Consider the following 12122-nt stretch of genomic DNA (forward strand, 5'->3'; position numbering starts at 1 on the left):
GTCCACGCAACAATGCGGGCGTGACCTTCTCCTTCTTCACCGCCGAGGCCGAGCTGCTGACTCCGACGGACGCCGCGCGCAGCCTGTGGAGCGCGGACCAGATGCACGGGGTGGCCGTGAGCGGCGCGATGGCTCGGGCCATCGAGATGAGCGTCCCGCGCGACGACCTCCGCCCCGCGCGCTACACCCTCGACATGTTCCGACCGGCGACGATGAGCCCGTTCACCATCGACACCACGGTCGTGCGCGAGGGCCGGCGGATCTGCCTGGTCGATGCCGTGCTCGTCCAGGACGGCGAGCCCAAGGTCCGCGCCAGCGCGATCTTCCTCAAGCCCAGCGAGGACCCCGACGGAGAGGTCTGGCGGCCCACCGACGACCCGACGGCGCCGGACGGGGTGCCCGTGCTGACTGCGCCGACCATCCCGTGGTTCGCCAGTGACGAGCCGTGGTCGCAGGACTTCTCGGAGCACCAGAACGCCGGACGCAAGCAGACCTGGCAGCACGGCGTTCCGGTCGTGGCCGGCGAGGAGCCGACCCCGTTCCAGGCCGTCGCGAGCATCGCCGACGCCACCACGATGGCGTGCAACTGGGGCAGCAAGGGCGTGCAGTACATCAACACCGACATCACCCTGTCGCTGTCCCGGCTCCCCCGCACCGCCGAGCTGGGGCTGCGCGGCGAGCGCTGGTCCGGCCACGACGGGATCGCGGTCGGCGTCGCCACCGTCTACGACCGTGACGGCGTCATCGGCCAGTCGATGGTGACGTCGCTGTCCAACGCGCTGCGCACCGTCGACTTCCAGCAGCACGACTTCAACGAGGACGGGACCCGCACCAGCCGGGTCTGATCCCGGCGCGCCTCCCGGATCGGGTGCAGCGCGCCGGTTAGAAAAGCACCAGGCCCGGCGTCGTATGAGATCGCCGGGCCGAACGCATTTCGGGCTGAAATGGGTGGAAGCCGGCAAGTATGAGTTGCCGGCTTCCGGTGTCTTCCGGACCGAAGTCCTTCCGACTCCTCAGTTCTACGCCCGCCCCGCGAGCCCGCGCAAGACCCGGGGCCGAATCTCTGCCGAGATCTTCGCGGCGTACGGCGTGTCGCGCCGGACACGCCGTGCGAGGTGACAGGTGGGGCGAGCGAGCGGCCCCGATCAGCCCAGGTAGTCGTCGATCTCCCCGAGGATCCGCGTCTTCACGTCGGCCGGGGCGAACGACGCGCGGACGGCTGCTCGCGACAGGTCGGCGACGCCCTCGGCCGACAACGCGAGCAGCTCCGCCGCGATCGCATACTCCGCGTTCAGTGTCGTGCCGAACATCGGCGGGTCGTCGGAGTTGATCGTCACCGGCACGCCCGCCTCGACGAAGGTCGCGAGCGGGTGCTCGGGCAGCGACGCGACCGCCCGGGTCGCGATGTTGGACGAGGGGCACACCTCCAGCGTGATGCCCTCCGCGGCGAGGTGGGCGAGCAGCGCGGGGTCCAGGGCCGAGGACGTCCCGTGCCCGATCCGCTCGGCCCCGAGCAGGCGGACCGCGTCCCACACGGTCTCGGGGCCGGTCGTCTCCCCCGCGTGCGGCACGGAGTGCAGCCCGGCGGCCCGGGCGGCGGTGAAGTGCGGCTGGAACTGCGGTCGCGGTACGCCGATCTCCGGCCCGCCGAGGCCGAAGCCGACCAGCGCCTCGGGACCGTGGTCCAGCGCGTACGACAAGGTCGCGTCCGCGGCGGAGATCCCGGACTCGCCGGGGATGTCGTAGATCCAGCGCAGCACCAGCCCGAAGTCGCGCTCCGCCGAGACCCGCGCGTCCTCGATCGCCTCGGTGTAGGCCTCGATCGGCATGCCGATGTCGTCGCGGTCGGGCCGCACGGAGGTGTAGGGCGTGCACGTGAGCTCGGCGTAGCGCAGGTGCTGACCGGTCGCCATCTCGCGCGCCACCTCGTAGGTCAGCGTGCGGACGTCCTCGGGTGTCCTGACCAGGTCGACGACCGCGAGGTAGACGTCGACGAAGTGCGCGAAGTCGCGGAACTCGAAGAACGTCTTCAGCTCATCGAGGTCGAAGGGAACGGTCCCCGGATGACGCGCCGCGAGCTCGGCGACGATCCGCGGTGACGCCGACCCGACGTGGTGGACGTGCAACTCGGCCTTGGGCAGGCCGGCGATGAACTGGGCCAGGGCGGGTTGGGTCTGCTCGCTCACTCGATCGCCTCGGCGAGGGTGCTGGCGTCGATGGCCTCCCCGTCCACCATCACCGTGGGAGTGCCCTGGACCCCGGCGGAGGTCGCAGCCTTGACGCCGTTGCTGACCCACGCCTCGAACTCGAGGCCCTCGATGCCGGCGGCCACGTCGGCCTCGGTGGCACCTGCCTCGACGGCCTTCTCGATCAGCCACGCGTCGTCGGGGTGGTCTCCGTCCTCGGCCGGCTGCTCGGCGTACAACAGGTCGTGGAACTCCTTGGCCACCTCGGGGCCGGCGGCGTCCAGCACGACCGCGAACGCGTTGGCGGTGCGCTGGGAGTAGTCACCGAACCGGCCGAGGAAGTCGAGCGGGCGATATTCGACGCTCGCCCGGCCCTCCTCGACGGCACTCTCCAGCTCTGCGTCGTAGGCGTCCTCGAAGGACTTGCACGCCGGGCACAGGAAGTCCTCGTAGATGACGACCTCGTGCTCCGCGTCCGCCGTCCCCAGCCGGAGACCGTAGGACTGGGTGGCTCCCTCGGGGGCAGTCGCCGTCTCGTCGATGTCACCGGCGCGGCTCTGCAACCAGACGGCCGCCACCACGACGATCAACAGGCCGCCGACGACGGCGCCGATCGTCAGCAGCCGGCGCTGCCGGTCCCGGCGGGCCTTGCGCTCCCGTTCCGCCTTCAGGGCCGCGGCCCGGGCGGCCCGCTCAGCGGCCTTGTTGCGCTTCGACATCGAGTTCCTCTCCTTCGCCCGGTCCGGGCGAGACTTCACCCGCACGCGGCGGGAGGACAACAGCATCAAGTGACCAGCGGCTGCGTGGCCAGATCACCAGCCACACGGACAGCAGCAGCAGACCGACGTCGCGGGCGATCTCCCACGGATACTTCGCCGTCGCGTCCGTGATCTCGCCACCACCGCCGAAGCAGCCGCAGTCGATCGACAGCCCGCGGGCCCACGCCGCCGAGATCCCGACGATGAACGCGACGAACAACAGCGCCGACAGCACTCCCATCACGCGGGTCAGCAGCCCGAGCACCAGGCAGACACCGAGCGCGACCTCGACCACCGGCAGGGCGTAGCCCACCGTCGGCACGATCGACTCCGGCAGGATTTCATAGGCGCGTACGGCGCGGACACTGCCCGACGGGTCGGGGAGCTTGAGCGCGCCGGCGACGATCCAGACGCCACCGGTGATCAGTCGCGCGACGAGACCGATCCACTGCTTCACGTCCCTGACCCTAGGACCAGCGCCTGAACCACCGCTGAGAACCCTGAGTAGGGTGCTCACCGTGAATGAGCGACTCGTCTGGATCGACTGCGAAATGACCGGCCTCAACCTCGAGACAGATGCCCTGGTGGAGGTTGCGGCGCTGGTCACCGACTTCGATCTCAACGTCCTCGGCGACGGCATCGACGTCCTCATCCGGCCACCGCAGGCGGCGCTGGACCAGATGATCGACTTCGTCCGCAACATGCACGTCTCCTCCGGCCTGCTCGAGGAGCTCGAGGGCGGGACGACGATGGAGGACGCCGAGCAGCAGGTGCTGGCCTACATCAAGGAGCACTGCCCCGACGGCAGCCGACCGCCGCTGGGTGGCAACACCGTCGCCACCGACCGCTCGTTCCTGGCCCGTGACATGCCCACCCTCGAGGGCTTCCTGCACTACCGCAACGTCGACGTCTCCTCGATCAAGGAGCTCGCCCGTCGCTGGTATCCCCGCACCTACTTCGCGGCTCCGGCCAAGCGCGGCAACCACCGGGCGCTGGCCGACATCCAGGAGAGCATCGAGGAGCTGCGCTACTACCGCGAGGCGGTCTTCGTCCCGCAGCCCGGCCTTGACAGCACCGCTGCCCGCGAGATCGCGGCCAAGCACGCCGGCACGATCACCGGCCTCGGCCCCGATTCAGAATCCGCGCACTGATTGCCCTACACTTCTCTCGGTCTCGCGCCGTTGTGCGCGAGCCATGGTGGGTATAGCTCAGCTGGTAGAGCGCCGCCTTGTGGTGGCGGATGTCGCGGGTTCAAGTCCCGTTACTCACCCCAATGAAACCGCAGGTCAGGGACATGTCTCCTGACCTGCGGTTTCTGCTTTTCCACGCAGCGTCAGCGTCGACTCGATGCATGCGAGGTCTCCGTCACCTGCTCGTCCCCGAGCCGGTCGGCGACCGAGACCACGAACCCGCCGAGCATGAACGCCACGATGGCTGCGACCAGGGTCGCGGTCGTCAGCGTAGGGATGAAGCGGCGCGCGCCGCTCACCGCTCCCCCGGCGTGGTGGCCGTGGGTCAGCGCGTGACCCTTGCCGCGCTGGAGGAGGTAGCGGTTGACCGGCCAGGCAGCGAAGAAGGCGACGGTCAGGGCGAGCATCATGCTGGCCCAGAAGACGGGGTTGACCAGACCTGCGTCCATGGCCCCCGGGATGAGGGCCATCACCGCGTTGTCCACGACCTCCATGGTCGCGATCGACAGCGTGTCCGCGGCGAGCACGAGGCTGAGCGCGGCACCGAACCCCAGGCCCGCCTTGACCAACGGCAGCGTCGAGAGCGCATAACCGAACAGGAAGGCGAGGGACACCGCGAGGAGGATGGTCCAGCCGGCGCTCAGGCCGATCGCGGTGCCGATCATGAGGCCGGCGATCTCACCGATGGCGCAGCCGGTGAGGCAGTGCAGGGTGGCGCTGAGCGCCATCGAGTTCACCCCGCTCATCGCTGCATGGTCGTGCCCGGCGTGTCCGTGGTGCGGCGTGCTGGTCATCTGGCTTCCTCCGTTGTGAATGATGGAGTGGTTCATACCGACTCGAACCAATACCCTAGGGGGGTATATTCCTCATGCGCCACCCCAATGTCGGCGGAGTGCTCCGCACGACCGCCGTGGCTCTCATCCTCGCCCTGGCCGTCGCCTGTGGCGAGGACTCCGCGTCCGCGCCGGAGCGCTCCGCGACCGAGCACAACGCCGCCGACGTCACCTTCGCCTCCGAGATGCTCCAGCACCACGCGCAGGCGCTCTCGATGGTCGACCTGACCCTGGACCGCCCGCTCGACCCGGAGGTGCAGGACATCGCCGAGCAGGTACGCGCCGCCCAGGCACCCGAGATCCAGACGTTCTCCGAGTGGCTCACCGACTGGGACGAACCGATCCCCGAGACGATGCGCGACCACTCCAACGCCGGTCACGACATGGAGCACATGGGTGAGTCGATGGAGGGCCTCGACACGAGCATGCCCGGCATGATGTCGGCCGACGAGATGACCGCTCTCGAGGAGGCCCCCGACGGCGAGTTCCAGGCGATGTGGCTCGACATGATGATCGAGCACCACCGCGGAGCCGTCGAGATGGCGCAGGCCGAGACCGAGGACGGGCAGTACGAACCAGCCGTCGAGCTGGCCGAGGACGTCATCGACACCCAGAGCGCCGAGATCGAGGCGATGGAGGCCCTGCTGCCCTCCTGACCGCTCTCACCCGAGGGTGGGACTACCTTGGCTCAGGTGAGCAACGGTCAGCACAGCTACGACGTCGCCATCGTCGGCGGCGGCCACAACGGTCTCGTCGCGGCCGCCTACCTCGCCCGCGCGGGCCTCTCGGTGGTCGTCCTCGAACGCCTCGGCCACACCGGCGGCGCGGCCGTCTCGGTCAGCCCGTTCGCCGGCCTGCCGGCCCGGCTGTCGCGCTACTCCTACCTCGTCAGCCTCCTGCCCGAGCAGCTGATGGCCGACCTCGACCTCGACGTCCGGCTGGCGTCACGGAGCACGGCCTCCTACACGCCGTACACCCGGGACGGACAGGCCGGCGGCCTCCTCATCGAACGGCCGGAGGGTGAGCTGACAAGGAAGTCGTTCGCCGCCCTGACGGGATCGGACCGGGAGTACGACGCCTGGCGGGAGTTCTACGCCGACGTGACCGACCTCGCGCACGCCGTCGCGCCGACCCTGATGTCACCGCTCCCCCTGGAGCGCGAGCTGCGCGAGGCCGTCGATCCCGGCCTCTGGCGCGACGTCGTCACCCAGCCGCTCGGACGGACGATCGAGGAGCGTTTCCTCGACGACACGGTCCGCGGCGTGGTCGCCACCGACGCCCTGATCGGCACCTTCGCGTCGCTGCACGACCCGACGCTGGTCCAGAACCGCTGCTTCCTCTACCACCTGATCGGCAACGGCACCGGCGAGTGGCGCGTGCCCATCGGCGGCATGGGCGCGGTGACCGACGCGCTGGCCCGTGCGGCCACCTCGGCGGGCGCTGAGATCCTCACCGGCGCAGGCGTGAGCCGGATCGAACCGGGCTCCAACTCGGCCACCGTGGTCTGGCACGACGGGTCGCGCGAGCAGTCGCTGACCTGTCGCCGCGTCCTGTCGGGTGTCGCGCCGTGGGTGCTGCGCATCCTGCTCGGCGACGGCGAGGACGACGCCAGCAAGCCGGAGGGCTCGCAGCTCAAGATCAACTTCCTCCTGGACCGGCTGCCCGAGCTCAGGTCGGGCGCTGACCCGGCCGTCGCCTTCGCCGGCACCCTGCACCTCGGCGAGGACTACACACAGCTCGAGACGGCGTACGCCGAGGCGTCGGCCGGGCAGGTCCCGACCACGATGCCGGGCGAGGTCTACTGCCACTCCCTCAGCGACCCCTCGATCCTCGGGGACCTGGCCGCGCAGGGCGCGCACACGCTGACCTACTTCGGGCTGCACACCCCGGCGAGCCTGTTCGAGGGGCCGGGTGGTGCGGCGGCCAAGGACCTCGCGGTCGAGCGCGCGATCGCCTCGCTCGACGAGCACCTGGTCGGATCGATCCGCGACTGCATCGCCACCGACACCGACGGCAACCCCTGCATCGAGGCGAAGGTCCCCCAGGACATCGAGCGCGACCTGGCCATGCCGGGCGGCCACATCTTCCACGGCGACCTGGACTGGCCGTGGGCGCCCAACCGCGCCCGCCGCAACACCGCGGCCCAGCAGTGGGGCGTCGCGACCGACCACGACGTGGTGCTGCTCTGCGGCTCCGGGGCGCGGCGCGGCGGCGCCGTCTCCGGCCTCGGCGGCCACAACGCGGCCCAGGCCGTGCTCGCAGATCTCGGCTGACACATCTCGATTTCACCCGTGGGTCGCATGCGTGTAGAGTTCAACCTCGTTGCGCAGCGCTCCACCGCGCTGCGCAATATGCGCCAGTAGCTCAATTGGCAGAGCAGCTGACTCTTAATCAGCGGGTTCGGGGTTCAAGTCCCTGCTGGCGTACAAATGAGAAGGTCAGGACCGGTCACCGGTCCTGACCTTCTTGCGTTCGAGCCGCCTCGGCCGCGTGCACGACGAGGTCCCGGTGGAGTCCTTCACCGATGCGCACGTTGAAAGTCCCGGAGGCCTTCGGACGAGCGGTTCAGTCGAGCTCCCGGACGGAGGCCGCGGTCGTGCCGCCGAGCTCCATGGCCGGCAGGCCGAGCTTGCGGTGGTCCCAGGTCCGGGTTCGCTCGACGTCGAGGCGCACCACCACACGGTTGTGCATCATCAGGTCGAGGAAGGGCCGCAGCTCAGGTGTGTACGGCGCGTTGTAGCGCTCGAAGATCTGCAGGCACACACGCTCCAGCAGCTCGGCGTCGTCATCGAGGACCACCCCGCGGCCCTCCATCGAGACGCCGCGCAGCTGGTCGTAGGTGTGACCGGCCTCGACCAGGAACGTCATCCGGTCGTCGCGGCGCAGGTTGCGCACCTTCTGCGACTTCGGCTTCGTCTCCAGCCAGACGTGTCCGTCGACCCACGCGAACCACATGCCGACGAGGTGGAGCTGGCCCTGCGGACCCAGCGTGGCCACCGTCGAGCTGCGCTGCTGGCCCAGGAAGGTGTCGATCTCGGAGTCGTCCATGACGATCACGTCGCGCTGCTTCACGCGCTCACCCTAGGCGGTGAGCGGGGCGGACGGCCTGCACGAGCGGGGGGATCCGCACAGGCCGTCCAACGACGTCTCGACATTCACGGGGGTAATGTCGCGACCCAGCCATCCTCACCCCGGCCGGGGTCCCGTGGCTAGCCCCTCACCGGGACTTCCCGCTTTTCGCTCCTACAGGTAGAGGCCCGTGGAACCCGCGTCCAACCGCTCGGCGGCGACCGCGTGCGCGTCGCGCTCGCGCATCACGATGTAGACGTCTCCCTGCACCTCGACCTCGGACTTCTCGTCGGGGTCGAACAGCACCCGGTCGCCGACCTCGACGGCCCGGACGTGCGGGCCGACGGCGATGACTCGCGACCACGCGAGTCGGCGGGCGCCCATCTCAGCGGTCGCGGGAATGACGATGCCGCCAGACGAGCGACGCTCTCCCGACTCGGGGTCGAGCTCGACCAGGAGACGGTCGTGCAGCATCTTGATGGCTGCTGCGCCCGAGGTGGTGCTCACGGGTGGATCAGGCCCGCGGTCAGCGGACGATCTTGCGCAGCAGGGCGAGCACCACGATCGCGCCGACGACTCCGCCGGCGACCTTGATGATGTTGTCGGTGCGCGGGGCGCCCGTCTCGAGGTCCACGAAGCTGGACTTCACCGACGTCACCTGGCGACCGACGATGGTCTTCGGGCTGGCGCGGTGGGTGAGCTGGTCGATCGTGCTGGCGAGGCGCTGCCGCGTCTCCTCGATCTCGCGCTCGAGCGCGCTCAGTTCGTTGGTCACGCCGGAAGGCTACCAACCGAGCGCGGATCGAACCCCCAGGGCAGTTCCAGCCGGTGGGCGGCCATGAGCGGCGCATCGGTGAGCACGTCGAAGGTCCGACCGTCCGCCACCACGATCCCGTCGCTCAGGACCAGTGAGCGCGGGCAGAGCTCCAGGGCGTACGGCAGGTCGTGGGTCACCATCAGCAGCGTCACGTCGAGGCTGCGCAGGATGTCGGCGAGCTCGCGACGACTGGCGGGGTCGAGGTTGGAGCTGGGCTCGTCGAGCACGAGGATCTCGGGCTCCATCGCCAGCACCGTCGCCATCGCCACGCGCCGCCGTTGCCCGAAGGAGAGGTGGTGGGGCGGGCGGTCCGCGAAGTCGGCCATGCCGACCAGGTCGAGCGCCGTCATCACCCGCTTGTCGAGCGCCGCGCCCTTGAGACCGAGGTTGGCGGGGCCGAAGGCGACGTCCTGGCGGACCGTCCCGAGGAAGAGCTGGTCGTCGGGGTCCTGGAAGACGATGCCGACCCGTCGCCGGATCTCCTGCAGGTTCCGCTTCGCGACCGGCAGCCCGCTCACGGCCACCTCGCCGGCGCCGGCGGTGAGGATGCCGTTGAGGTGGAGCACCAGCGTCGTCTTGCCCGCGCCGTTGGGTCCGAGGAGGGCGACCCGCTCCCCCTGGTGGACGTGCAGGTCGACGCCGTACAGCGCCTGGTGTCCGTCGGGGTAGGCGAATGCCAGGCCGCGGACGTCGAGGACCGGGGTGCTCATGGCAGACGTCCGTCGTAGCCGCGCGACAGCATCGCGAGGTGGACCCGCTCACCGCGCTCGTAGGAGCGGATGAACAGCGACCCCATCGCCCGCGCCAGGGTCGGCCAGTGCTGGGGCGAGCGAGGCTCGCAGCCGCGCGAGCGCATGGCGACCATCATCCGCGCCAGCTCGGCGGTGACGACGTCGAGGTAGCGGATCATGAATCCCATGATCTGCACGATCAGGTCGGGCATCCGCAGGCGTTCGAGACCGCGGAGCACGTCCTGCGGCTCGGTGGTCGCAGCGAGGGTGAGCGAGGCCAGCACGCCCAGGGTGCCCTTGATCAGCAGCGCCCCGGCCGCGAGCAGCCCCGGTTCGGAGACGCTGACGCCGAGGACGTCGATGCGTGGGCCGTAGGCGACGAACGGCACCAGCACCGCGAAGACCGCGAACGGCACCTCGATCACCATGCGCTTGGCGAGGTACGGCGCAGGCACCCGCGACAGCAGGACGACGCCGACCAGGGCGGCGGCCTCGACGGCGAACACGGCATAGGCCTGGCGCGGCGTGGCGACGACCACGAGCATGAAGACGACGAGGGCGACGATCTTCAGGTGGGCCGGCGCGCGGTGGATAGGACTGTGCGCGTGGAAGTGCAGGCGGTGGCCGTGGCCGGCGCCCATCAGCCGTCGTCCTGGTCGGTGCCCGGCTCCTCGGCGCGGGAGCGGCGGCCGAGGGTCCAGAAGAGCGCACCGCCGAGCAGCGCGACCAGCCCCACCCCGGCCAGCCCGGCCAGGGCGCCGCTGAGGCGCTCGTCCTCGACCCCCTCGGTCTGGTAGTCGGCCAGCGGGCTGTCGTCCGTCGCCGAGTCCTCGGCCGAGTCACCGAAGCCGGTCTGGCCGGCGACGTACTCCAGGCCGTCGGGGTGGCTGCTGGCGTAGTAGCTCGCCACCCCGGCGAGCAGCAGCGTCAGCAGGACGCCGATCGCGAAGAAGGTGCGCCGGTTCATCGCACGACCTGCGAGTCGGGCAGGCGGATCTCGAGCTCGCGGGCCTGTAGCACCGGCGCGGCGCCGTACACGAGGTCGGGGCGCACGCCGATCACGCTGGCGACGACCAGGCCGGTGATGGCCGCCTCCCCCAGCGCGATCAGGGTGTGCCAGCCCACCATCGCGACCAGCACCTTGGCCGGGTCGACCGGGAGGGTGCCACCGAGCGAGAAGAGGGCAGTGAAGGTCGTGGCGGCCGCGAGCACGCTGACGAAGCCGGCGACGGCCGCCGCGGCCACGATCGAGGGCGTACTGCGCGGCAGAACCCGGCGCAGCCCCGCGAAGACCAGCCACCCGATGCCGGCGCCGACGAGCGCCATCAACGTGACATTGGTGCCCAGCGCGGTGATGCCGCCGTCGGCCATGAACAGGGCCTGGACGAGCAGCACCACCGAGATGCAGAGCACGGCCGACCACGGACCGACGAGGACCGCCGCCAGCGCTCCGCCGAGGAGGTGGCCGCTGGTGCCGGCGCCGACCGGGAAGTTGATCATCTGAGCGGCGAACACGAAGGTGGCGACGAGGCCTGCCATCGGGGCCGTTCGGTCGTCGAGCTCGCGGCGCGCACCCCGCAGGGCGAGTCCCACGCCAGCAGCCGCGATCGCACCCGTCGCCAACGAGGTCGGTACGTCGAGAAAGCCTTCGGGGACGTGCACGCGTGCCTCCTGGAGCGGTCGGTAGATTGCCGGTGGGCGGGCTCCCCCGAACGCCGCCCACCTGGCACCGCCACCTTATTGCATCTTGTTTGCAACAACCACCTGACCCCAACGACGGGATCCGACCTGTCCGCCCGGGCAGGTCCCCCGACCCAGGAGACCCCGGATGACCGACCGCCTCGCCCCCGGCGACACCGCCCCCGACTTCACCCTCACCGACGACACCGGCGCCGAGGTGACGCTGTCCGGGCTCCGCGGACGCAAGGTGATCGTTTACTTCTACCCCGCCGCCATGACCCCCGGTTGCACCAAGCAGGCCTGCGACTTCACCGAGTCCCTGGAGTCGCTCAAGGGCGCCGGCTACGAGGTGCTGGGAGTCTCGAAGGACAAGCCCGCCAAGCTCGCGAAGTTCCGCGAGCGTGACCAGCTCACGCTCGCGCTGCTGTCCGACGAGTCGCTGGAGGTCCACCGGGCCTACGGCGCGTTCGGCGAAAAGAAGCTCTACGGCAAGGTCGTCGAGGGCGTCATCCGCTCGACCTTCGTGATCGACGAGGACGGCAAGATCGAGCTCGCGCAGTACAACGTCAAGGCCACCGGCCACGTCGCCAAGCTGCGTCGGGACCTCGGGCTCGCCTGACGGCGGGCTGCGCTGCTCGTCGGGGGCGCGGGGTAGTCAAGTGAGACCTTGTGGGAAAACCGTCGACGGAGTGCAAACTCTCACTCAACTACCCCGCGCACCCCGCGCGTACCCGTCCGCGCAAGCACCTACGCTGGGCGCACCAGGCGCTCGTAGCCCAACGGCAGAGGCAACAGGTTTAGGTCCTGTCCAGTGAGAGTTCGAATCTCTCCGAGCGCACCCCACGCAACGTGATCGCG

General features: G+C 70.0%; 16 protein-coding genes, 3 tRNA genes and 1 pseudogene. 8 read left to right on the forward strand and 12 right to left on the reverse strand.

The genetic code is table 11. The features are described 5' to 3' along the window. The first annotated feature begins 20 nt into the window (after positions 1-20). Positions 21-845 carry a thioesterase family protein gene (locus C9J87_RS06035; protein ID WP_010832051.1) on the forward strand — a complete coding sequence of 275 codons (825 nt, stop codon included), beginning with the start codon at positions 21-23 and terminating at the stop codon, positions 843-845. 300 nt (positions 846-1145) lie between these two features. Here the strand turns inward: C9J87_RS06035 and C9J87_RS06040 are convergent, their stop codons facing one another. From C9J87_RS06040 to C9J87_RS06050, 3 genes are read right to left on the reverse strand one after another with little or no spacing between them, the layout of a single operon-like run. After that, positions 1146-2186 (reverse strand): adenosine deaminase, encoded by a 1041-nt coding sequence (locus C9J87_RS06040; RefSeq protein ID WP_232819843.1) that lies wholly within the window; start codon positions 2184-2186, stop codon positions 1146-1148. Next, positions 2183-2905, reverse strand: a complete 723-nt coding sequence (locus C9J87_RS06045; protein WP_157953125.1) for a DsbA family protein — start codon at positions 2903-2905, stop codon at positions 2183-2185. The genes C9J87_RS06040 and C9J87_RS06045 overlap by 4 nt, the downstream gene beginning before the upstream one ends. Then, positions 2880-3401 (reverse strand): MauE/DoxX family redox-associated membrane protein, encoded by a 522-nt coding sequence (locus C9J87_RS06050; protein ID WP_107704966.1) that lies wholly within the window; start codon positions 3399-3401, stop codon positions 2880-2882. The genes C9J87_RS06045 and C9J87_RS06050 overlap by 26 nt, the downstream gene beginning before the upstream one ends. Before the next feature lie 61 nt (positions 3402-3462). Here C9J87_RS06050 and orn point away from each other — a divergent pair, with 61 nt between their 5' ends. Beyond that, a complete protein-coding gene (gene orn, locus C9J87_RS06055) occupies positions 3463-4095 on the forward strand; it encodes an oligoribonuclease (protein WP_107705024.1) in 633 nt (210 codons plus the stop codon). Between the two features lie 46 nt (positions 4096-4141). Next, a tRNA-His gene (locus C9J87_RS06060) sits at positions 4142-4217 on the forward strand. Positions 4218-4277: 60 nt separating this feature from the next. On the opposite strand, the gene C9J87_RS06065 is transcribed toward C9J87_RS06060, so the two are convergent. Next, positions 4278-4928, reverse strand: coding sequence for a DUF4396 domain-containing protein (locus C9J87_RS06065; RefSeq protein ID WP_232819844.1), 651 nt, complete (start codon positions 4926-4928; stop codon positions 4278-4280). Between the two features lie 74 nt (positions 4929-5002). Here C9J87_RS06065 and C9J87_RS06070 point away from each other — a divergent pair, with 74 nt between their 5' ends. The 3 genes from C9J87_RS06070 to C9J87_RS06080 all read left to right on the forward strand — a co-directional run bounded on the left by C9J87_RS06070 (position 5003) and on the right by C9J87_RS06080 (position 7393). After that, on the forward strand, positions 5003-5623 hold the full coding sequence (locus C9J87_RS06070; RefSeq protein WP_107704967.1) for a DUF305 domain-containing protein: 621 nt from the start codon (positions 5003-5005) through the stop codon (positions 5621-5623). 36 nt (positions 5624-5659) lie between these two features. Beyond that, on the forward strand, positions 5660-7240 hold the full coding sequence (locus tag C9J87_RS06075) for a phytoene desaturase family protein (RefSeq protein WP_107704968.1): 1581 nt from the start codon (positions 5660-5662) through the stop codon (positions 7238-7240). Between the two features lie 80 nt (positions 7241-7320). Further along, positions 7321-7393: transfer RNA gene (locus C9J87_RS06080), tRNA-Lys, on the forward strand. 22 nt (positions 7394-7415) lie between these two features. Here the strand turns inward: C9J87_RS06080 and C9J87_RS20535 are convergent. The 8 genes and pseudogenes from C9J87_RS20535 to C9J87_RS06115 form a co-directional block, all read right to left on the reverse strand. After that, positions 7416-7511 (reverse strand): annotated as a pseudogene (locus C9J87_RS20535) (toxin-antitoxin system HicB family antitoxin); the annotation flags it as partial. Positions 7512-7532: 21 nt separating this feature from the next. Further along, entirely contained in the window at positions 7533-8039 is a 507-nt protein-coding gene (locus tag C9J87_RS06090; protein WP_232819845.1) for a pyridoxamine 5'-phosphate oxidase family protein, read from the reverse strand. A 171-nt stretch (positions 8040-8210) separates the two neighbouring features. Further along, entirely contained in the window at positions 8211-8510 is a 300-nt protein-coding gene (locus C9J87_RS06095; RefSeq protein ID WP_051204383.1) for a GroES family chaperonin, read from the reverse strand. A 52-nt stretch (positions 8511-8562) separates the two neighbouring features. Next, positions 8563-8811, reverse strand: a complete 249-nt coding sequence (locus C9J87_RS06100) for a DUF3618 domain-containing protein (RefSeq protein ID WP_107704969.1) — start codon at positions 8809-8811, stop codon at positions 8563-8565. Beyond that, entirely contained in the window at positions 8808-9563 is a 756-nt protein-coding gene (locus tag C9J87_RS06105; RefSeq protein WP_010832040.1) for an energy-coupling factor ABC transporter ATP-binding protein, read from the reverse strand. Before C9J87_RS06105 ends, C9J87_RS06100 begins: the two co-directional genes overlap by 4 nt. Next, positions 9560-10225 carry a cobalt ECF transporter T component CbiQ gene (gene cbiQ / locus C9J87_RS06110; protein ID WP_107704970.1) on the reverse strand — a complete coding sequence of 222 codons (666 nt, stop codon included), beginning with the start codon at positions 10223-10225 and terminating at the stop codon, positions 9560-9562. The genes C9J87_RS06105 and cbiQ overlap by 4 nt, the downstream gene beginning before the upstream one ends. After that, on the reverse strand, positions 10225-10551 hold the full coding sequence (locus C9J87_RS19915; protein WP_010832038.1) for a PDGLE domain-containing protein: 327 nt from the start codon (positions 10549-10551) through the stop codon (positions 10225-10227). Before C9J87_RS19915 ends, cbiQ begins: the two co-directional genes overlap by 1 nt. Further along, positions 10548-11246 carry an energy-coupling factor ABC transporter permease gene (locus tag C9J87_RS06115; RefSeq protein WP_010832037.1) on the reverse strand — a complete coding sequence of 233 codons (699 nt, stop codon included), beginning with the start codon at positions 11244-11246 and terminating at the stop codon, positions 10548-10550. Before C9J87_RS06115 ends, C9J87_RS19915 begins: the two co-directional genes overlap by 4 nt. 166 nt (positions 11247-11412) lie before the next feature. Here C9J87_RS06115 and bcp point away from each other — a divergent pair, with 166 nt between their 5' ends. Both bcp and C9J87_RS06125 read left to right on the forward strand, forming a co-directional pair. Next, entirely contained in the window at positions 11413-11883 is a 471-nt protein-coding gene (gene bcp, locus C9J87_RS06120; protein WP_107704971.1) for a thioredoxin-dependent thiol peroxidase, read from the forward strand. A gap of 146 nt (positions 11884-12029) precedes the next feature. Then, positions 12030-12102 (forward strand) — tRNA-Leu (locus C9J87_RS06125). The last annotated feature ends 20 nt before the right edge of the window (positions 12103-12122 follow it).

The organism is Nocardioides allogilvus, from assembly GCF_003047285.1.
Lineage (GTDB): Bacteria > Actinomycetota > Actinomycetes > Propionibacteriales > Nocardioidaceae > Nocardioides > Nocardioides allogilvus.